This window comes from Bradyrhizobium sp. WYCCWR15520, from assembly GCF_056174665.1.
On sequence record NZ_JBWBWM010000029.1, the window covers coordinates 85804 to 107157 of the forward strand.

General features: G+C 63.8%; 19 protein-coding genes. 6 read left to right on the forward strand and 13 right to left on the reverse strand.

Annotated features, from left to right (window positions below; translation table 11 throughout):
- Positions 1-30 precede the first annotated feature (30 nt).
- The 4 genes from AC0QUY_RS29480 to thiD form a co-directional block, all read right to left on the reverse strand.
- On the reverse strand, positions 31-1020 hold the full coding sequence (locus AC0QUY_RS29480; RefSeq protein ID WP_475389748.1) for a threonine ammonia-lyase: 990 nt from the start codon (positions 1018-1020) through the stop codon (positions 31-33).
- A gap of 53 nt (positions 1021-1073) precedes the next feature.
- The gene (locus tag AC0QUY_RS29485; protein ID WP_475389749.1) at positions 1074-2132 is read right to left on the reverse strand and encodes a glycosyltransferase family 4 protein; all 1059 of its coding nucleotides are present in this window, start codon (positions 2130-2132) and stop codon (positions 1074-1076) included.
- Positions 2129-2941, reverse strand: a complete 813-nt coding sequence (locus AC0QUY_RS29490; RefSeq protein WP_161855817.1) for a UDP-2,3-diacylglucosamine diphosphatase — start codon at positions 2939-2941, stop codon at positions 2129-2131. The genes AC0QUY_RS29485 and AC0QUY_RS29490 overlap by 4 nt, the downstream gene beginning before the upstream one ends.
- A gap of 178 nt (positions 2942-3119) precedes the next feature.
- Positions 3120-3920 (reverse strand): bifunctional hydroxymethylpyrimidine kinase/phosphomethylpyrimidine kinase, encoded by an 801-nt coding sequence (gene thiD / locus AC0QUY_RS29495; RefSeq protein ID WP_475389750.1) that lies wholly within the window; start codon positions 3918-3920, stop codon positions 3120-3122.
- 132 nt (positions 3921-4052) lie between these two features.
- On the opposite strand from thiD, the gene AC0QUY_RS29500 reads away from it, so the two are divergent.
- The 3 genes from AC0QUY_RS29500 (at position 4053) to AC0QUY_RS29510 (ending at position 6516) form a co-directional block, all read left to right on the forward strand.
- Positions 4053-4298 carry an Lrp/AsnC ligand binding domain-containing protein gene (locus tag AC0QUY_RS29500; protein ID WP_029583462.1) on the forward strand — a complete coding sequence of 82 codons (246 nt, stop codon included), beginning with the start codon at positions 4053-4055 and terminating at the stop codon, positions 4296-4298.
- Positions 4299-4358: 60 nt separating this feature from the next.
- Entirely contained in the window at positions 4359-5435 is a 1077-nt protein-coding gene (locus tag AC0QUY_RS29505; protein WP_475389752.1) for an Ldh family oxidoreductase, read from the forward strand.
- Between the two features lie 268 nt (positions 5436-5703).
- Positions 5704-6516, forward strand: coding sequence for a J domain-containing protein (locus AC0QUY_RS29510; RefSeq protein WP_475389753.1), 813 nt, complete (start codon positions 5704-5706; stop codon positions 6514-6516).
- Between the two features lie 24 nt (positions 6517-6540).
- On the opposite strand, the gene AC0QUY_RS29515 is transcribed toward AC0QUY_RS29510, so the two are convergent.
- Positions 6541-7464: a c-type cytochrome gene (locus AC0QUY_RS29515; protein WP_475389755.1), complete on the reverse strand. Its 924-nt coding sequence runs from the start codon at positions 7462-7464 to the stop codon at positions 6541-6543.
- Positions 7465-7633: 169 nt separating this feature from the next.
- Between AC0QUY_RS29515 and AC0QUY_RS29520 the strand changes: the two genes are divergently transcribed.
- Entirely contained in the window at positions 7634-8056 is a 423-nt protein-coding gene (locus AC0QUY_RS29520) for a CHRD domain-containing protein (RefSeq protein WP_161855821.1), read from the forward strand.
- Positions 8057-8292: 236 nt separating this feature from the next.
- On the opposite strand, the gene AC0QUY_RS29525 is transcribed toward AC0QUY_RS29520, so the two are convergent.
- The 7 genes from AC0QUY_RS29525 to AC0QUY_RS29555 all read right to left on the reverse strand — a co-directional run bounded on the left by AC0QUY_RS29525 (position 8293) and on the right by AC0QUY_RS29555 (position 17812).
- Complete coding sequence (locus AC0QUY_RS29525; protein WP_161855822.1) at positions 8293-8736, reverse strand: c-type cytochrome; 444 nt, start codon at positions 8734-8736, stop codon at positions 8293-8295.
- Positions 8737-8837: 101 nt separating this feature from the next.
- On the reverse strand, positions 8838-11147 hold the full coding sequence (locus AC0QUY_RS29530; RefSeq protein ID WP_475389756.1) for a xanthine dehydrogenase family protein molybdopterin-binding subunit: 2310 nt from the start codon (positions 11145-11147) through the stop codon (positions 8838-8840).
- 329 nt (positions 11148-11476) lie between these two features.
- Positions 11477-13018, reverse strand: a complete 1542-nt coding sequence (gene murJ, locus AC0QUY_RS29535) for a murein biosynthesis integral membrane protein MurJ (protein WP_475389758.1) — start codon at positions 13016-13018, stop codon at positions 11477-11479.
- 36 nt (positions 13019-13054) lie between these two features.
- On the reverse strand, positions 13055-14206 hold the full coding sequence (locus AC0QUY_RS29540; protein WP_475389759.1) for a DegT/DnrJ/EryC1/StrS family aminotransferase: 1152 nt from the start codon (positions 14204-14206) through the stop codon (positions 13055-13057).
- Between the two features lie 27 nt (positions 14207-14233).
- Positions 14234-15250, reverse strand: coding sequence for a Gfo/Idh/MocA family oxidoreductase (locus AC0QUY_RS29545; RefSeq protein WP_475389761.1), 1017 nt, complete (start codon positions 15248-15250; stop codon positions 14234-14236).
- A 153-nt stretch (positions 15251-15403) separates the two neighbouring features.
- A complete protein-coding gene (locus AC0QUY_RS29550) occupies positions 15404-16816 on the reverse strand; it encodes a mannose-1-phosphate guanylyltransferase/mannose-6-phosphate isomerase (protein WP_475389763.1) in 1413 nt (470 codons plus the stop codon).
- A gap of 6 nt (positions 16817-16822) precedes the next feature.
- On the reverse strand, positions 16823-17812 hold the full coding sequence (locus AC0QUY_RS29555) for an NAD-dependent epimerase (protein WP_475389765.1): 990 nt from the start codon (positions 17810-17812) through the stop codon (positions 16823-16825).
- A 180-nt stretch (positions 17813-17992) separates the two neighbouring features.
- Between AC0QUY_RS29555 and AC0QUY_RS29560 the strand changes: the two genes are divergently transcribed.
- A complete protein-coding gene (locus AC0QUY_RS29560) occupies positions 17993-18952 on the forward strand; it encodes a lysylphosphatidylglycerol synthase transmembrane domain-containing protein (RefSeq protein ID WP_475389769.1) in 960 nt (319 codons plus the stop codon).
- A gap of 27 nt (positions 18953-18979) precedes the next feature.
- A complete protein-coding gene (locus AC0QUY_RS29565) occupies positions 18980-20002 on the forward strand; it encodes an MraY family glycosyltransferase (protein ID WP_475389766.1) in 1023 nt (340 codons plus the stop codon).
- Here the strand turns inward: AC0QUY_RS29565 and AC0QUY_RS29570 are convergent.
- Entirely contained in the window at positions 19999-21204 is a 1206-nt protein-coding gene (locus tag AC0QUY_RS29570; protein WP_475389767.1) for a glycosyltransferase family 4 protein, read from the reverse strand. The two genes, AC0QUY_RS29565 and AC0QUY_RS29570, sit on opposite strands and share 4 nt — an antisense overlap.
- Between the last annotated feature and the right edge of the window lie 150 nt (positions 21205-21354).

Genomic DNA, 21354 nt, shown 5'->3' on the forward strand with positions numbered 1-21354 from the left:
CTGCCCGGTTTTGATTTTTAGAGAGCTGGATCAGGCGACCAGCTTGGCGAACAGGTCCGCGTCGACATTGCCGCCGGAGAGCACGATGACGACGTTCTTGCCCTTGGCGTCGATGCGTCCGGCGAGCAGTGCAGCGAGGCCGACGGCGCCGCCGGGCTCGACCACCAGCTTCAATTCGCGATAGGCATAGGCGACCGCCGCGCCGACTTCCTCGTCGGAGGCGGTCACGCCGTTCGCCAGCAGCTTGCTGTTGATCGAGAAGGTGAGTTCGCCCGGCATCGCCGCCATCAGCGCATCGCAGATGGTGCGGCCGGCGGCGTGATGGGCCTCGCGATGGCCGGCGCGCAGCGACAGGCCGTGATCGTCATAGTCCTTCGGCTCGGCGACGATCACCTGCGCTTGCGGAAATTTTGACTTCACCGCCGTCGCAACGCCGGCGATCAGCCCGCCGCCCGACGCCGGGGCCACCACGATATCGGCGCTGAGCCCGAGCGCCGCCATGTCCTCTGCGATCTCGCGGCCCGCGGTGCCCTGCCCGGCGATGACGAAGGGATCGTCATAGGGGCGGACCAGCGTCGCACCACGCTTGCTGGCGATGCCGTTGGCAATGGCTTCGCGGTCTTCCTTGTCGCGGTCGTAGAGCACCACCTCGGCGCCGTAGCCCTTGGTGCGCTCGCGCTTGGTGACCGGAGAATCCGCAGGCATCACGATGGTCGCCTGCATGTTGAGGATCTGCGCCGCCGCCGCCACGCCCTGGGCATGGTTTCCGGAAGAGAACGCAACGACCCCGCCGCCCCGCTTGTCCTGCGGGATCGAAGCCAGCTTGTTGAAGGCGCCGCGGAACTTGAACGATCCGGTCCGCTGCAGCATTTCAGGCTTGAGAAAGACTTTGGTCCCGACGCGCTCGTTGAGAACGGGGAACGACAAGAGCGGCGTCCGCACAGCGAACGGGGCAACCACCCGCGCCGCCGCGTCGATATCTGCGGCACCGACCGGTGCCGTTGAGGCTTTTTCCGTCATCCACACTTTGTATCGCGCAAGCAGGCCGACGAGCAATACAGATTCAGGTGATCTCAGGCGGCGAAATGCGGGTCTTCCGCCACAAATTCGGCCGCCTCACCCTCCGATTCGACCGGGCGAGAATTCATGGCATGCTCGATGAAAACCCGCGTGGAGGCCTGCCAGGTATGGGCGGCGGCGAATTCGACGCAATCTTCCCGCGAGATCTGCAGCGCCTCAAGGCAGGCGGCCCGCAAATCCTCGCTCAGCACGCCCACGGGCGCCGCGCCGATCACGTCGCGCGGGCCGGTGACAGGAAAGGCCGCGACCGGCAGCCCGCTGGCCAGCGCCTCCAGCAGCACCAGTCCAAACGTGTCGGTCCGGCTGGGGAAGACGAAAACGTCGGAGGCTGCGTAGATTTCCGCCAGTTCCTCGCCGTGCCTTGCGCCGAGGAACACGGCATCAGGATACTTCCGCTCCAGCGCCATCCGGGCAGGTCCATCGCCGACGATGAGCTTGGTGCCAGGCAGATCGAGATCGAGGAAGGCTTCGAGATTCTTCTCCACCGCGATCCGGCCGACGCAGAGATAGACCGGCATCGGCAGGCAGAGATCGGTGCTGCGCGGATGGAATAGCGAGGTATCGACGCCGCGCGACCACAGCACCACGTTGCGAAAACCGCGCATCCGCAATTCGGCTGCCAGCGCCGGCGTCGCCGCCATCACCGCCCGGCTCGGCCGATGAAACCACTGAAGCGCCTTCCACACCCATGATTCCGGGATTGGCGAGCGCGCCGAGACATATTCGGGAAACCGGGTGTGAAAGCTCGTGGTAAACGGCAAGCCATGCTTGCGGCAATAGCGCCGCACCAGAAGCCCGATCGGGCCCTCGGTCGCGATATGAATGCTGTCGGGCCTTGCCGCTTTGATCAATCGCGCGATTTTTGCTGGATACGGCAGAGCCAGCCGCAGGTCGGGATAGCTCGGCATCGCAAAGGTGCGAAACGATTGCGGCGTCAGGAAACTCACCTCGACACCAAGTCCCCTGGCCGCTTCCGCCATTGCGGTCAGCGTGCGCACCACCCCGTTGACCTGGGGATGCCACGCATCGGTTGCGACCAGGATATGCGTCATGCGGCGCGCGCCGCGACGCGGGGAACCGGCGCAGCCCTTCGCACCGGATCGGTCCAGGTGATGATCTCGAACCGGCCGTCCTCGTGCTCGGCGAGCGCGGTACAGCTCTCCACCCAGTCGCCGCAATTCATGTAGCGGATGCCATGCTCGTCGCGGATGGTGGCGTAATGGATGTGGCCGCAGATCACGCCGTCGGCGCCGTGCCGCCGCGCTTCACCGGCCAGCGTCTGTTCGAACGCGCCGATATAGTTCACGGCATTCTTGACCTTCAGCTTCGCCCATTGCGACAGCGACCAATAGGGCACGCCGAACATGCGGCGGAAGAAGTTGACCAGACGGTTCATCTGGATGGCGAAGTCGTAGGCCTTGTCGCCGAGATGGGCGAGCCAGCGCGCGTTCTGCACCACGAGATCGAAGATGTCGCCGTGGATGACGAGGTAGCGCTTGCCGTCGACGCCGGTGTGAATGGTGTTCTCCACCACATCGATGCCGCCGAAATGGGTGCCGTAATAGTTGCGCAGGAATTCGTCGTGATTGCCCGGCACGTAGATGACCTTGGCGCCCTTGCGCGCCTTGCGCAGCATCTTCTGCACGAAGTCGTTATGCGATTGCGGCCAGTACCAGCTCGACTTCAGCGCCCAGCCATCGACGATGTCGCCGACCAGATAGATGGTGTCGGCGTCGTGTGTTCTGAGAAAATCCAGCAATCGATCCGCTTGCGAGCCGCGGGCCCCGAGATGGACATCGGAGATGAACAAGGTACGAAAGCGCCGTTCCGGGCTCTCTTCACTCAAGGCGTCACTACCCATGCCTGTCCCCTGACAGATTTCTGTGACAGGGCGATGACTAGTTCACGCGACCCATAGCCCCACGAGAATCAATGTCGCGCCCCGCAGTTTGCGGATAGCAGCGCGATGCGACAGGCAAGCGACATCGCGGCGGCGATATCTCGACGTCGTCCCGCGTTCGCAGGGACAACGGAGACGCTCAATAATATTTGTGAAAATGATGCACCGGGCCGTGGCCATGCCCAACGCTGAACCGGTCTGCCGCTGCAATCGCGGCGGTCACCCACGCCTTGGCGTTGCGCACGGCGGTCTCCGTGCCCTCCCCCCTCGCGAGCCCCGCCGCAATCGCCGAGGATAGCGAGCAGCCGGTGCCGTGGGTGTTCTTCGTCGCGATGCGCGGCGCGGCCAGCGCGATCGCACCATTCGCGCCGACCAGATAGTCGATGCTCTCGGCGCCCTCGCCGTGGCCGCCCTTGATCAGGACCGCTTTGCACCCCAGCCCGAGCAAACGCTTGCCCTGTTGCTCGACTGCGGCTTCGTCCGCCGCCACGGCTTCATCGAGCAGCGCCGCCGCCTCCGGCAGGTTGGGCGTGATCACCGATGCCAGCGGAATGAGTTTTGTCCGCAGCGCCTCGACCGCTTCGGCGGCGAGCAACCGGTCGCCCGAAGTTGCGACCATCACGGGATCGAGCACGACGTGGTTCGGCGACCAGCGCGCAAGCCCCGCGACGATGGCATCGATGACAGGCGGATGCGCCACCATGCCGATCTTGACCGCGCCTACCGCCAGATCGGAAAACACCGCGTCGATCTGCGCGGTGACGAATTCAGCCGGCACCTGATGGATGCCGCTGACGCCCTGGGTATTCTGCGCTGTCAGCGCCGTGATTACGGAGGCACCGTAGACGCCGAGCGCAGCAAACGTCTTCAGGTCGGCCTGGATACCGGCGCCGCCAGAGGAATCGGAGCCGGCGATGGTCAGGGCGATCGGCGTCGTCACCGCAAGCCTCGCGCAGTTGGCGTGTTTGGGATCATGGATTGTCCTACCGCGCCCGGCCGTGGGCAGCAAGCTGGCTTGCCATGACCGGCGGTTTTTGGCCTATTGGGGCCAATTTATTCGGAGACGACAGCGATGGTTCCCTTCTTCGTCCAGTTCAAATGCAAGCTCGGCCAGTCCTACGCCGTCGCCAATGCGCTCGCCGAGGCCGAGATCGCCTCGGAGATCTATTCCACCGCCGGCGATTACGATCTGCTGGTCAAGTTCTACGTCGACAACGACACCGACATCGGCCATTTCGTCAACGAGAAGGTGCAGGTGATTCCGGGTATCCAGGACACCCACACCATCATCACCTTCAAGGCGTTCGGCACGGGCTAGCGGCCCCGCACATCGCCGTCGACTTCGCCCGGCGCGGCCACGCCCGCGGGCCTTACGGGAGTGCCCGTCCTGTCCGAGACGTCAGTTACTTTCGACCGGCTGAAGGCCTTCATTCAGCAGGCGCTCGCCGCGGTCGGCCTGCCGGACGCTGACGCCGCAGAGGTCGCGGCGCTGATGGCGGCGGCCGACCTGCAGGGGGCGGACGGGCATGGCGTCAGCCGGTTGCCGCAATATATCAGGCGGATCAAGGCCGGCGGCTTCAACGTCCGGCCGAACATCCATGTCGTGCATGAGCACGCCAGCACGGCCGTGCTTAATGGCGACAACGGCATGGGCCACCTCGTCATGAAACGCGCCGCCGGGATGGCGATCGAAAAAGCGCGGACCACCGGCATCGGCTGGGTCAACTCGCAGTTCTCAAACCATGCCGGCCCCGCCTCGCTCTATGCCACGATGCCGCTGGCCCATGACATGATCGGGCTCTATTTCGCAGTCGGCAATGCCAACCACCTTCCGCCCTGGGGCGGCCTCGACATGCTGCTGTCGACCAATCCGATCGCGGCGGCGATTCCGGCCGGCGAGGAAAAGCCGATCGTGCTCGACATGGCGACGACGGTCGCCGCCTACGGCAAGGTGAAGACCAAGGCGTTGCGCGGCGAGACCATGCCGGAGGGCTGGATGATCGACCGCAAGGGCAAGCCGCTGACCGACCCGAAACGCGCCGACGAAGGCATGCTGCTGCCGCTCGGCGGCATGGAGGCCGGATACAAGGGCTATGGGCTGGCGATGATCATCGGCCTGCTCGCGGGCACGCTCGGCGGCGCCGCGATGGGCCGCGAGGTCATCGACTTCAACCACGATGACGACAGCGTCACCAACACCGGACAGGCGATCGCCGCGATCAACATCGCCGCTTTCGGCGACGTCGCCGTCTTCAAGCGAAGCGTCGATGCGCTGGTGCGCGATTTCCGCAACAGCGAACGCATCCCGGGCGTAGACCGCATCTGGATGCCCGGCGAACGCAGCCATGAAACGCGGATGAAGCGGACGAGCGCAGGAATTCCCGTCGCCCCGGCGCTATTGCGCGCACTGGACCAGGTCGCCGACGACCTTGGAATATCGCGGCTTGGAGACTAGGCCTGAGGCTGGCGGTCGAGGCTGCCGACCGGCACCGGCCGGCCCATTGGATAGCTTTGCGCGAAGTTGACCCGGGGCGCCCTCAGCAACTCCTGCTGCACAAAACGGCACCGCTTTACCGCAATGCACGGCAACGACGTTAACCATGGCATGCTTTTGCCATAACAGGATCATCCTACCGCCTTGATATTTTTCATTATCTGGGGCGTCGTCAATCGGGAGTTCCGCGGCGGCGGACGTTCCGGGGGGAGTAGTCGCGAGTACCACCATGGGGACGCTGTACGATTTGCTCGGAGCCCTTCCGAGCGATAACGCCGAGGGATTGCGGACGGCGTTCCGCAAGGCCGCGAAGGCGACGCATCCCGATATCAATCCCGACAATCCAGATGCCGCGCTGAGGTTCAGGGAGCTCGTGCGCGCCTATGACATCCTGAACGATGCCGAGCAGCGCGCGACCTACGATGAACTGCTCGCCATTGCGCTGCAGCCGTCCCCCACGACGAAGACAACGCGTACCTACGAGAGGGTGCACAAGCTCGCCTCCAACACGATGGCGGCCTCGGTCATTTCGGCGGTGCTGGTGGGCGGCTACGTCCTGTTCGGGCTTTTTTCGACGCCACCTGGCGCCGCGGAAATGCTGGCTGACAGAACCACCGGCCGCGCGCAGGAAGTTTTGGCGCTGCTGCCCGACACCCCGGTGCAGGACGAGGCCCATGCCCCGCGCGGTGGAGAGATTTCGACCGGCGCGGTCACGCTGACCTCCGCAGCGCCGGCAGTAAAGGAAGCGGGCGCCGCGCCGGTCGGCCGCTTCGAGCCGGTGCCGGCTTTCGCCACATACAATCTGGGCGTTCAATATTATCCGCGCTTCGCAGCCGCCTATTTGGATCGCGGCTTCGTGCTGTACCGGGTGGACGATTTCGACCGCCCGTCTGCCGACATTGCAGCCGCCAAGCGTGCTGCGGATTTGAGACGCAGCAAGACCGCCACGCCCGCGCCGGTGCCGCAAAAGCCGCTGACCATCGTGCCCTCGCTGCCGGAAAGGGAAAGGCGCGAACCGGTCACCGCGGCCCTGACGCCCTGACGGCGCGCAAGGCTTTCCGCGCTCTCAGCCTTCCTTCTTCTTCGGCCGCGGCGGTCCCTCGACTGCAGGCAGCGACTTCACATATTCCGCAATCGCGGCGCGATCCTCCGGCGACAACTGCGACGTATTCTTGATCACGCGCACCATCGGTCCGCCGGCGGTGTCGCCATCGGGCGTTTGTCCGGTTTCGAGGAAGTAGGCGATGTCCTTTGCGCTCCACTCGGCCAGTCTCTTCTGGGTGATGTTGGGTACCCAGCCCTCGCCCTCCGGATTGGGCCCGCCGGCGAAGCGCTGCGCCTCGACGATGCCGCCCAGGAAGTTGCGCGGGCTGTGGCACTCGGCGCAATGGCCCATACCGTTGACGAGATAAGCGCCGCGCTTCCATGACGGAGAACGCGAGGCGTCCACTGTGTAAGTCTTGCCGTCCATGAACAGCCATTTCCAGATTCCGACATTGCGGCGGATACTGAATGGAAACGGCACGTCGTGGTCGCGCGGTTTGCCGGTCACCGGCGCAAGCGTCTTCAGATAGGCAAAGAGATCGCGGACGTCCTCGACCGTCGCATGCTGATAGGACGCATAGGGAAAAGCCGGAAAATAATGCGTGCCATCCGGCGAAGTCCCCTTGAGCACCGCAGTCACGAAATCCGCTTCGCTCCATCGGCCAATACCGTAAGTGGGATCGGACGAGATGTTGGGAACGTAAAACGTTCCGAACGGCGAAGGCATTGCAAGCCCGCCGCCGAGCTTCAGCCGGTCCGGCTGGTTGGGAACGGCGTGGCAGGAGGAACAGCCGCCGGCATTGAACGTTGCAGCACCATTGGCCAGGTTCGGCGTGCGAGGAGCCAGCGAGCCCGGGGCAATCACCGCCGGGATCGTCAGCCACCAGAAGATTCCGGCGCCAGCGACGCCCACGAAGATCAAGCCAAGGAGAATTCGTCGCAGCATTCACCGATCCATCGTCAGGAGTCTCAATTCGATGACAGTATGAACGCACATCGCGCCATAAGCTTCCACGAAATTGCTGATGTCATGGCCGCCGTTCGGGGAATAAATCCGGAAAGTCGTTGTTTTGAGGCTGACACGGCCCGCTTCTTAATCAACAGGGAGAAACACCATGTCGAACAAGACCATGCTTGTCATGCTTGCGCTGGGGGCAGCCGTTGCTTTTGCCGGACCCGCGTCTGCCGACAAGATGAAGGCGACGCTCGACGGCAAGGCCCAGGTGCCGCCCAACACCAGCACGGCCACCGGTACGGCCGACATCGACTACGATCCCGCCAGCAAGAAGCTGAGCTGGAAGCTGAGCTATTCCGGCCTGTCCGGTCCTGCCACTGCCGCGCATTTCCACGGCCCGGCCGAAGCTGGCAAGAATGCCGGCGTCGCGGTCGCGATTCCCAATGCGACGTCGAGTCCGGTCGAGGGCAGCGCGACCCTGACCGATGCGCAGGCCGCCGACCTCGTGGGCGGCAAGTACTACATCAACATCCACACCGCAGCCAATCCGGGCGGCGAAATCCGCGGCCAGGTAACGAAGTAGACTTCGCATTTGCGCCGAAGCAAAAAAGGCGGACGCATCAAGCGTCTGCCTTTTTCGTTTTAGTCGCACTGAAGACAGTAACAACAAATCGTCGTCCCGGCGAACGCCGGGACCCATAATCCCGGTCGTCTATTGTTGAGCGACGCCGTCGGCGATCATACTCGACAATAGCCGCCGCGGCGTATGGGTCCCGGCTCCTTATGCGCAATTGCGCACAGGGCCGGGACGACCAATCATCAGCCTTTCACGCGGAAGGTCTCATGGCAGTTGCTGCATTCCTTACCGATCGCGGGCATGGTTGCTTTCAGCGAATCCAGGTCCTTGATCTTTGCCTTGGCCTCGGTGACCGTTTTGGCGAAGCTTGCAATGGCTGCGTCGAAACCGGCCTTGTCGCTCCAGATCTTCGGTGACGGGCTGTAGTCCCCCTCGAACTTCACGCCCTTGAGGCTGGCAGGAAACAATGTAGGAAGGTTCTTGGCGGTGTCGTCGAACTGGCCGATCGCGGCGTTGACGGTCGCCTGATCATAGGGCTTTTCGCCCTTGACCATCGCCGACAACGCGCCGGCGTTCTTGCCATTGTCCTTCATCATGGCTTGGGTCCGCTTGACCTGATCCTGCTGTGCAACGACCGCACCGGCACTGAATGCAAGCACAGCTACGACGACGACGATCCGCTTCATTGGCTAATCCCCCTTCAATTCGGGTTTGTATCGGCCCCAAAGTGCGGACCGACTGTTTGTAAACACCGCACCCGGCGCATCATTCCGCATGCGACAAAATATCAGAGATTATGCTGCTTCTGCGCCTCGCGGATCGCGATCCAGACCCGTTCGGCCGTGGCCGGCATATCGATGTGGTCGATCTTGTACTCGCGCCACAACCCCTCGATGATTGCATTGACCACCGCGGGACAGGAGCCGATCGCGCCGGCCTCGCCCGCACCCTTGACGCCGAGCGGATTGGTCGTGCACGGCACGTTGTGCGTTTCGAAATGGAATGACGGACCGTCGGAAGCACGCGGCACCGCATAATCCATGAAGGTGCCGGTGACGAGCTGGCCGTCGGTTGCGCTGTAGACCGCCTGCTCCATCAACGCCTGGCCAATCCCCTGCATCGCCCCGCCATGCACCTGGCCGGCGAGCAGCAGCGGATTGAGCGTGACGCCGAAATCGTCGACGATGACGTAGTTGACGATCTTGATGATGCCGGTCGCGGGATCGATCTCGACTTCGGCAAGATGCGTGCCGTTCGGATAGGTGCCGTCGGCCTGCGCAAACGTCGCGCTCGCATTTAGTTTCGAGGGATCGACGCCGGGACGCTTCGCGAGGTCGGCGAAGCTGATCGAACGATCGGTGCCGGCGATGCGCACGACGCCATTGCTGATCTCGAGGTCGCCGGCGCTGGTCTCCAGCGCTTCCGCCGCGATCTCCTTCAGCTTGGCGCCGAGTTCGCGCGTGGCGCGCTCGACGCTGACGCCGCCGGTCGGGATCGACGCCGAGCCACCGGTGCCGAGACCGGTCGCGATCTTGTCGGTGTCGCCCTGCAGCACATGGACGCGCTCCGGCGGCACGCCGAACTGCTCGGCGACGAGCTGCGCGTAGGCCGTCTGGTGCCCCTGCCCGCTCGACTGGGTGCCGATCAGGATGTTGATGTCGCCATTGGGATCGAGCGCGACATTGGCGGTCTCCTCGCCCATAGTGCCGCAGATCTCGACATAGCAGGACATGCCGATGCCGCGCACGAGGCCGGCCTTCTTCGCCGCCTTGGCGCGCTTGGGAAATTCCTTCCAGCCCGCGACTTCCATCGCGCGCTTCATATGCGCGGTGAAGTCGCCGGAATCGTAGACCTTGCCGGTCGCGGTCTTGTAGGGCATCGCCTTCGGCGAAATGAAATTCTTGCGCCTGATAGCATCCGGCGTCATTCCGAGCTTGCGTGCCGCCGCGTCGACCAGGCGTTCGACCACATACGCCGCTTCAGGACGTCCGGCGCCGCGATAGGCATCGACCGGCACGGTGTTGGTGAACACGGTGCGGACACGGCAGTGGAAGGCCTGGATGTCGTAGAGACCCGGCAGCATGCCGGCGCCGCCGTGCGGGATGTACGGCCCGAAGGTCGAGAGATAGGCGCCCATGTCGCCCATCAGGTCGACGTCCATGCCGAGGAATTTGCCGTCCTCGGCCAGCGCCATCTTCGCGGTGGTGACGTTGTCGCGGCCCTGCGCATCGCCCATAAAATGATCGGAGCGGTCAGCGGTCCACTTGATGGTCTTGCGCAGCTTTTTCGCCGCAACTGAAATCAGGGCATATTCGCGGTAGGGAAACAGTTTGGTGCCGAAGCCGCCGCCGACGTCGGGGCAGATCACCCGCATCTTTTCCATCGGAATCTTCAGCACCATGCCGCACAGGATTTCGCGCAGGCGATGGCTGCCCTGGCTGCCGATCGTCAGCGTCAGGTGATCGCGCTTGGCGTCGTATTCGGCTACGGCTGCGCGCGTTTCCATGAAGTTGGTGATGACGCGCGGATTGACGATCGTTACTTCGGCGACCGCGTGCGCCTTGGCAAAGGCGGCCTCAGCCGCCTTCTTGTCGCCAACCGGCACGTCAAACAGCACGTTGCCGGGCTTGTCGGGCCAGACCTGTGGCGCGCCCTGCTTGACGGCGTTGACGACACCGACCACGGCCGGTAGCGGCGTCCATTTGACGTCGATGGCCTCGATCGCATCGCGCGCCTGGTCGATGGAATCGGCAACCACGAAGGCCACGGCATCGCCAACATGGCGCACCTCGTCCTTGGCGAGGATCGGGTATGGCGGGCCGGTAAACGGGTCGACTTCCAGATTGAACAGGCATGGCAGATCGCCGAGATCGCCGACCTCGGCCGCGGTCAGAATCAACGACACGCCCGGCATCCCGCGGGCCTTCGTGACGTTGAGGGTGAATTTCGCGTGCGCATGCGGCGAGCGCAGCATCAGCGCGTGCAACGCCGGCTGTGGCGAATGGTCGTCGGTATAGCGGCCCTTGCCGCGAATGAGCGCGTCGTCTTCCTTGCGAAGAACGCTTTGACCGACGCCGAATTTGATGGGAGCTGCCATCGTATCTCCAATTCCATTAGCGCGTCATGACTTGAAACGTCATCGCGCTCACTTTTGTTTTGAGCATGATCCTTTTCGGAGAAACCCCTATCCGCGCTTGCGGATCACGCACCTGGAAGCATTCTATATTGCAGCGGTTCGCGAGCCAGCGCAAACCCCCGCTTTCGGCGGCGAGCACCATTCCAGCAGCCGGATTTTCTGCACCTGCACAACAAGAAAACTTGATGATGCCCGGCTCACAATGCCGGCGTTTTTCCGTCAGCAGACGCGAAAATGCGTCAGCGCGGCCACCGCGTCACTTCCAGAAAATTTCGTTTATTCACAGAAGCTTAGCCCCGGGATTGGCGGTCGCGGACCAGCACAAATAGCCATCCCCTGCCGAACAGCAGAATGATGGTAACCCCATAAACGAACGCGCCGGCGACAATCAGCAGCAACAATGCGGTCTCGTCGCGGAAAGCATGCATTGACGCGAAATAGACGGCCGCGAATCGTGCGATGCCCCACAATGCGGCGGCGAGCACGATACCGGCAGTCGCGAACTTGGCGAAAGACGTCATCCAGGTGCGATCGAGTTCGAGATAGCCGGCCCGCACCGCAAAGAACAGCACCAGCAGGAGATTGACCCAGGCGCCGATGGCGGTGGCGAGCGCCAGGCCGATCTGCGCCAGCGCGCCCATCAGCGCGATCTTCAGCGCCACGTTGACGGCAACGCCGGTCAGCGCCGCCTTGACTGGCGTCGCGGTGTCGTGGCGGGCGTAGAAGGTCGCTACCGCGCTGCGGATGGTCACGAACGGAATCAGCCCGATCGCGTAAGCGGCCAGCGTCGCGCCCGCGGCCACGGCATCCGCCTTCGAGAATGCGCCGCGCGCGAACATCGCGCGCATGATGACGTCAGGCACGGTCAGGAAGGCGGCAACGAACGGTACCGAAAACAACAGCGAGAATTCGAACGCCCGACGCTGCGCGACGGATGCGCCGGTGACGTCGTTGGCGGAGAGGCGCCGCGACATTTCCGGCAGCAGCACGGTGCCGATCGCGATCCCGATCACGCCGATCGGCAACTGATTGAGGCGGTCCGCATAATACAGCGCCGAAAGCGCGCCCGCCGGCAGAAAGGTCGCGATGATGGTGTCGGCGAACAGCGCGATTTGCGTTCCCATCGAGCCGAGGGTCGCAGGCCCCAGCGCCCGAAAGAACGCGCGCACATCCTCGTCGAGCCTCGGGATTGCAAACTTCGGCAGGATCCCGCTCTTCGTGGCGTCACCCGCCAGCAGCAGGAATTCAAGAATACCAGCGAGCAGAACGCCCCAGGCCGCGGCGTAGCCCACGCCCGGAAAGAACGCGGCCAGCGCCAGCGTCGCCATCATCGACAGATTGAGGAAGATCGGCGCGGCGGCGGCGCTGGCGAAGCGATGCATCACGTTGAGCATGCCGCCATACAGCGTCACCAGCGTGATCAGCAGCAGATACGGAAACGTGATCCGCGTCAGCGAAATCGCCAGTTCGCCGCGCGCCGGATCGTCCTTGAACCCCGGCGCGAGGATGGCGATCACCTCCGGCATGAACACCCAGGCCAGGACGAGCAGGATGACCTGCGCGCCAAACAGCAGCGTGAAGATACGGTCGGCGAACAGCCGCGCCGACGCTTCGCTCTTGCCGTGCAGATGCGCGTAGGCCGGCACGAAGGCGGCGTTGAAGGCGCCCTCAGCGAAGATCGCGCGAAAGTGATTGGGCAGCCGCAGCGCCACGAAGAACGCATCCGCCACTGGCCCCGCGCCGAGAATGGCGGCGAGCATGATGTCGCGCGCGAACCCGGTCAGCCGCGAAAGCAGCGTGTATCCGCCGACGGTAAAGATGCGTCCGAGCATGCGCCGCTTCTAGCGCATATTCGTCAAACGGTGAAATCAGGCAGAAAGCGCGCCGCGCACCGCCTGGATGACGCGATCCTGCGTCGGCTCGTCGAGATAGGCGTGAATCGGCAGGCTGATGACATCGTCGGAGAGCTGTTCGCTCACCGGCAGCCCGCCATCCGCTACCGGGAAACCCTTATACGCGGTCTGCTGATGCATCGATTTCGCATAATAGACCATGGTCGGAACGCCCTGCGCCTTCAGCGCTGCCGCAAAGCCGTCACGATCGGTCCCCTTCGGCAGGCGGATGGTATACTGCGCCCAGATCGATGTGCATCCGGAGGCCAGGCGCGGCACCGTAACGACGTTGCCGAGACCGCGGGCATAGCGCTCCGCGACGCGGTTGCGGGCCGCGATCTCGTCCTCGAAAATCTTCAGCTTCTCGATCAGGACCGCCGCCTGCAGGGTATCGAGACGTCCGGTCAGGCCGAGACGCACATTGTCGTATTTGTCCGAGCCCTGGCCGTGGACGCGGATGCTGCGCAGCGTCTCGGCAAGCTCGTCGTCATCGGTAAAGATGGCGCCGCCATCGCCGAAGCAGCCGAGCGGCTTGGTCGGGAAGAAGCTGGTCGCGGTCGCAAGTCCCAACGAACCGGTCCGGCGGCCCTTGTAGCTCGCGCCAAACCCCTGCGCGGCGTCGTCGAGCACGAACAGGCCCTCGGCCTTCGCCACCGCTGCGATCGCATCATGGTCGGCGCTTTGGCCGAACAGGTCGACGGGGATTACCGCCCGCGGCTTCAGGCCACGCTGCCTGGCCGTCGCGATCCCACGCTTGAGCGAAGCTGCATCCATGTTGAAGGTTGCTTCATCGACATCGACGAACACCGGCGTCGCACCGGTCAGCGCCACCGCTTCGCCGGTCGCGCAGAATGTGAACGAGGGGCAGAAGACGGTGTCGCCCGGGCCGACCTCCTTGGCCATCAGCACCATCAGCAGCGCGTCGGTGCCGCTCGCGCAGCTCACGACATGCCTGGCGCCGCAGAAATCCGCCAGCGCCTTCTCCAGCACGGCCACTTCCGGACCGTTGATGAAGAGGCAATGGCTCGTCACCCGCGCCATCGCCTCATCGATCGATGTGCCGAGCCGCCGGCGTTGCGACGCGAGATCATAGAAAGGAACGGGTTCTGGGCGCATGTGCTGGTTCATGGAGCCTTGCAGGAATCGGAGTGAGGTTCAGCCGACGACGCGGCGCGGTCCCTTGCGCACGGCGGAGGCCGCGGGCTTGGCGGGCTGTTCGAGACAGCGGATGGCGATCTCGAGACTGGCGACGCCCTCATCGCCGGAAACCGCCGGTACATTGCCGGTGCGGACGGCATCGAGGAATGCGATTAGCTCGGCGCGCAGCGGTTCGTCATGGCCGACCGGCAGATGGCGCATCGAATAGCTGCCGTCGGGCTTGAAGCCGAAACACTCGGTCACCTGCCGCGTCAGGAGGTCGCCCATCACATATTTGCCGCGGGTCGCCACCGTGACGCTGCGCGCCTTGAACGGCGTCAGCCAGTTGGTGTTGATGTGGGCGAGCACGCCGGAGGCGGTGCGGAATTGCAGGAGAGCGATGTCCTCGCGCTCGGCAACCGCGCTGGAAAGCTGCGGCTGCACCTCGACGATATCGGACTCGGTGAACCAGCGGATCAGGTCGATATCGTGCACGGCAAGATCGATGACGACGCCGACATTGGACATGCGCGGCGGAAACGGCCCGACGCGGGTGATGCCGATCGACAAAATATCCTCGCCCGAGATCGCCTGCTTGATCGCCGCGACCGCGGGGTTGAAGCGCTCGACATGGCCGACCATCAGCGTCACGCCGGCGCTCTTCGCCGCATTGACGATGTCCCGCCCCTCTTCCACCGTCGAGGCGACGGGCTTCTCGACCAGGAGATGGATGTTGCGGGTGATGCAGGCCAGCGCAATCTCGTGATGCAGATGGGTCGGCGCCGCGATCGTCACGGCATCGACGCCCTCGTCGAACAATTCGTCGAGCTCGGCGAAGGCGCGGCAGCCGGCAAGCGCAGTGGCGCGCGCGCGGTGTTCAGGCAAGGGATCGACGATACCGACCAGCGTCACGCCGGGCAGGCCGGCCAGCACGCGGGCATGGTTGCTGCCCATCACGCCCGCGCCGACGACGCCTACACGCAAGCCGCGTTTTTCACCGGTCTTCGCGTCGGAAGCGGACCCTTTGGAACTCATGATTTGTAGACCCCAAGCAGATTCGGCGCTGGAACTTTCCCCGGCGGTTCTCTAGCACGCCGTCACAGACGTGGCGAATGCGATTGGCGGTTTTCGGACACGTTTTGATTCAAACAGTTACAACCGCAGGACCGGTAGAATTACGGTCTCCGCTCAACTGCGCTTGTAGTCGTCCTCGATGCGGATGATGTCGTCCTCGCCCAAATAGCTGCCGGTCTGGACCTCGATCAGTTCGAGCTGGATCTTGCCGGGATTTTCCAGCCGGTGCACCGCGCCAATCGGGATGTAGATCGATTCGTTCTCGTGCACGGTCTTGACCAACTCGTTGACGGTTACCTGCGCCGCGCCGCGCACCACAATCCAGTGCTCGGACCGATGATGATGCTTCTGCAGCGACAACCGCCCGCCCGGCTTGACGATGATGCGCTTGACCTGATGACGGTCGCCATTGTCGACCGACTGATAGGAGCCCCAGGGCCGATGCACCCGGATGTGATCTTCGGTCACCTGCGGCGCCACCGTCTTCAATTTCGCGACCAGCCGCTTCAGGCCGTTGGAGTCCTTTTGCCTGGAGACCAGCACGGCATCTTGCGTTGCGACCACCACGAGATCGTCGACACCTTCCAGCGCGACCAGCGCGCGGTCGGTTGAAACGTTGCAGTTGCGCGAATCCTCGAACACGGCTGCACCGCGCGCCGCGTTACCCTCGCCGTCCTTGCCGGACAATTCCCACACCGCATGCCAGGAGCCGACATCGGACCAGCCGCATGCGACCGGCACGACGGCGGTGCGCGCGGTCTTTTCCATCACCGCATAGTCGATCGAGATCGACTTCGCCGAACCGAACGCGGCCTCATCGAGCTTGACGAAGCCGAGGTCGGTGCCCGCCTTCGCCACCGCATCGGTGACGGCCTGGACACTTTCCGCGTCGACCTTGCGATATTCGTCCGACAGCACGGCAGCGCGGAACATGAAGTTGCCGCTGTTCCAGAGATAGCCTGCCTCGACATAACCCGCCGCCGTTGCCGTATCCGGCTTCTCGACGAATTTCGCGACTGCGCGAACCTTGCCGGAAATCACCTCGCCGGGATTGATGTAACCATATTCAGTGGCGGCGCGTTCGGGCTGCACGCCGAACGTCACGATGTGGCCGGCTTCCGCCGCGGCCAGCCCCTCGCGACAGGCGGCAACGAAAGCTGGCGTGTCGCGAACCACGTGATCGGCGGCGAGCGCCAGCACGATCGCGTCCTTGTCGCGCGCCTCTGCAAAGGCGGCGCCGGCCGCAATCGCCGGACCGGAATCGCGCCGCATCGGTTCGAGCAGTACGTCTGCCTCGAGCCCGATCTCCGCCAGTTGCTCGAGCACCATGAAGCGATAGGCGTTGTTGGTGATAATGACGGGCCGCTCGAACAGATCAGCGTCCGAAACCCGCAACAGCGTGTCCTGGAACGTCGAGCGCTCCCCGAACAGCGACAGGAACTGCTTGGGGTGTACCTCACGCGAGGCCGGCCACAGCCGCGTTCCTGCGCCGCCGCACATGATCAGGGGAATAATTCGTCGGGTCATCGGGCCTCAAATCCTGTGGTAGTCACGGTACCACGCGACAAAATCGCGAAGCCCGTCCTCGATCGAAGTCTGAGGCCTGAAGCCGGTGTCGCGCATCAGTTCCGCGACGTCGGCAAAGGTCTCGGTCACATCTCCAGGCTGCATCGGTAGCATCTCCCGGACCGCCGCGCGCCCCAGTTCCCGCTCCAGAACCGCTACCACATGGGTCAGCTCTTCCGGATGATTGTTGCCGACATTGTAAATTTGTGCTGGCGCACCGGCCGCGGGGCCGCCGTCGCGCGGGGCCTGGTCGACCAGTTGCACTACGACGCGCGCCGCGTCGTCGATATGGGTAAAGTCGCGCCGCATCCGGCCATGGTTAAAGAGCCTGATCGGGGTGCCCTCGACGATCGCCTTGGTAAAGAGGTAAATCGCCATGTCAGGACGGCCCCACCGCCCATAGATGGTAAAGAACCGCAGACCCGTCACCGGAAGGCGATAGAGATGGCTGTAGGAATGCGCGATCAGCTCATTGGCCTTCTTTGTAGCGGCGTAGAGGCTGACCGGATGGTCGGTCTTATCGTCTACCGAAAACGGTAGTTTCGTATTCGCGCCGTAGACCGACGAGGACGACGCATAGATCAGATGGCCGCATCCGTGATGCCGGCAACCTTCCAGCACATTGACGAAGCCCGCAAGGTTGGCGTCGACATAGGCATGCGGCCGGTCGATCGAATACCGCACGCCGGCCTGCGCCGCGAGATGCACCACCCTTGCAAAGCGGTGCTTGGCGAACAGGCGTTCCATGGCGGCGCGATCAGCGAGGTCGACCTGCTCGAATGCAAAGCCCTGCTCACCGCGCAGGATGTCCAGCCGCGCCCGTTTCAGCGCCGGATCATAATAGTCGTTGAGATTGTCGAGCCCGATGATGGCGCGGCCCTCGGCAAGCAGCCGGCGAGCGACGTGAAAGCCGATGAAACCCGCAGCTCCAGTGACCAAAATGGATTGATCCGGCATCATATCCCTCGGAGGCACCGCTCAACGGCTGAAATTTCTGTCCCCGAGCCTCTTTACCCGCGTTGCCGAGGCCGCCGCAACACCTACCAGCCCCGCTATTGCCAGAACGGCTCGAAAACCATACCAAGGCGCCGAATTGCATCGCTTTGCACCCCCCTTCTCAAACCCGGCATGGGCGAGATGCGCCGTATCCTGCTTTCGACATTAAAGATACTGGTCTCGGCGGCGCTGCTGTATTTCTCGCTGCGCAAGGTCGACCTTGCCGACCTCGCCGCTCGCATCGACGTCTCCAGCCTGGGCTGGATCGGTGTAGCGATCGCGGTGACGTTCCTGCAGATCTTCATCGGCGTGCTGCGATGGCGCGAGATCAGCGCCGAGTGCGGTGCGCCGCTGCCGACCCGGCAGGCGATGCGCTTCAACGTGATCGGAACCTTCTTCAACCAGACGCTGCCCTCCTCGATCGGCGGTGATGCGGTCAGGCTGTGGCTGGTGGCGCGCAGCGGTCATGGCTGGCGGGCTGCGACCTATTCCATCTTCGTCGACCGCGCCATCGGCCTGATCGCTCTCGCGGTGGTCATCGTCGCGAGCCTGCCCTGGAGCTACCGTCTGATCACCGATCCGCACGGCAGGTCGGCACTCTTGTTCGTCGATTTCGCAGCGCTTGCCGGCGGCCTCGGATTTCTCCTGCTCGGCAGGCTCAAATGGCCGTGGCTGAAGCACTGGTGGGGCACCCACCACATCCACGCCTGCTCGGTGATCGCCAACCGCGTGCTGTTCAGCCCTACCCACGGCCCGAAGGTCGCGGTGCTGTCGCTATTGGTGCACGTGCTCGCCGTCGTCATCGCCTGGTGCGTCGTGCAATCGATCGCAGCGCCGGTGGTGTTCGGCCAGATCTTCCAGCTCGTTCCGCCCGTCATGCTGATCACCATGCTGCCGATCTCGATTGCCGGCTGGGGCGTCCGCGAGGCCACCATGGGGCTGGCGTTCGGCTATGCCGGCCTGATGGCCAATGAGGGCGTCAACATCTCGCTGCTCTATGGCGCGGTGTCCTTCATCGTCGGTCTGATCGGCGGGCTGGTCTGGATATTGAGCGCCGAGAAAGCCGCGCAGGGCACGGCGCCGATCGAGGTTCCCAAATAATCTCCGAATAACTTCCGCGCGGGTAGAATGGCCAATTCGCAATTAGTGCTGTCGTTTGCCGCAGCGGTGCCGGCGGCGCTGTTGTCGGGCATCCTGACCTGGGCGATCCGGCCGCTCATGGTGCGAATAGCGCTGGCGAAACCAAATGCGCGTTCTTCCCATCGCATCTCGACGCCGCAAGGCGGCGGCATCGCTGTCATCGCGGCCACGCTGATCGCGGCGACCGCCGTCATTGCACTTGCCGGCGCAGCAGACATGAAAATTCCCGTCGCGGCATTCGGCGCAACGCTGTTCATCGCGGCCGTTGGCTTTGCCGATGACGTCAAACCCCTCCAGGTCCTGCCGCGGCTGTTGCTGCAGGGACTTGCCGTCGCGGCGGTGATCGTTGCCGCGCCCGAAAGCCTTCGGATCGTTCCCGCCTGCCCGTTCTGGCTCGAGCGCGGCCTGCTGTTGCTCGCTGGCCTGTGGTTCGTCAACCTCGTCAACTTCATGGACGGGCTCGATCTGATGACGGTCGCCGAAATCGTGCCAGTCACCGCCGCGCTGGTCCTGCTCGGCTGGTTCGGCGATCTTCCGGCGTCGACAACGGTCGCCGCAGCAGCCCTGTTCGGAGCGATGCTCGGCTTTGCGCCTTTCAACCGGCCAGTGGCGAAAATCTTTCTCGGCGATGTCGGCAGCCTGCCGATCGGCCTGCTAGCCGGCTGGTGCCTGCTGCAGCTGGCCTGGCATCAGCAAGTGGCAGCAGCGCTGCTGTTGCCGCTCTATTATCTCGCCGACGCCACCATTACCCTGCTGCGGCGCATCGCGAGGGGCGAGCCGTTCTGGGCGGCGCATCGCAGCCACTTCTATCAGCGCGCCACCGACAACGGATTTTCAGTATCGGGCGTGGTGCGCGAGGTATTCGCGCTCAACATTCTATTGGCCGCATTGGCGATCGGCTCGGTGATGACGTCTTCGCCTGCGATCTCCGGCCTGCTTCTTGTTGCGGGAGCTGTCGCCACGGCGTTTCTGATGCGCCGCTTCTCGCGCCGCGCGCCGTCTATCGGCTAATAGCTCGGCTTCTTCTGCGCCAACTCGCGGATCAGGCCGCAATACGCGGTCATGGCGATCTCAAAATCGAAACGTTTGGAGATTTCAGCTGCGCGTTCGGCCCGCTGCGGATCGATGGAACGGACGGCGCGACCGACCATTTCCGCCAGTTCGTCGGCGTTGCCGGGTTCGACGACCCAGCCGATATCGTGCTCGGTCACCGTCAGCGCCGCCTCGGCATCGGCTTCGGAAACCAGGATCACTGGACGGCCGATTGCCAGCAGATTGTAGAACCGGCTCGGCACCGAAACGCCGGCGACGTTCTTGCGGTAGGGAATGATCCAGACGTCCGCGGCCGAGAGAAAAATCTCCAACTCATCGTCCTCGACGCGCTCGACCAGGGTGACGTTCGGAAGTTTCGCCTCCGCCTGCATCGCCTTCAACTGGTCGAAGCCGACCCCCCAGCCCGAGAAGAGGAAATGGATATCCCTATCGTCCCGCAGTAACCGGGCCGCCTCGAACACGATCACGGGGTCGTGGGTGAAACCGAGATTGCCCGAAAGCCCGACGACAAAGCGGGCGGACAACGAACGGCGATACGGATTGCCAGGTTCGACCGCGCGGACGCCACGCGCAAGCGTCGCCCAGTTCGGAATGAAGTGGATCTTGTCGCTGGTCATTCCGCCATAGCGCAACAACAGCTTTTCCGTGTCGCGGCCGATGATGACGACGGCGTCGAGCGCGCGAAACATCGGCGCGTTCAGGGCGCGCATCGCTTTCGCCACGATCGACTGCGGCTTCAACAGGCCAGCCATGACGAGAACGTCGGGATAGAGATCGTGCATGATCAGCACCGACCTCGCGCCTTTCAATTTAGACGCCGCGGCAAAGGCGTAAGGCAGCATGAAGGGCGCGGGAACCGTAAGCGTGACATCGCCGCGCTTGAGCCTCGCCAACAGCACGAAAAACATCCGGACCGTGAACAGCAATTCGGCCACCGCCCGCTTTCCTAGCGCGCCCTTTGCCGGCATCCAGCTCCTGGCTTCGACGACCTCCGGCTCGCCCGTTTGCGCCGATGTCGCGGAGCCTGCCGTGCCTGACAGCACCAGAACGTCGGCCTCCTGCGCCACGCGCTGCGAAATCGATGCCATGATCGCCGCCGTCGTGCTCGGATCCGGCGGATAATGCTGGCTGACGACGACGACTTTTCCGTAACTCTGCATCTTGGCTTTCGAACCGGCCCGCATGGCCGGCGGACACCGAAAAAAGATCAGGCGGCGTTCGAGCCGAACTCGGGCACGGCGTCCTTGAGCACCGCGCGGATGGTGGAACGGTCATCCCGCGCAATCGCATCCTCCAGCGCCGCGATCCAT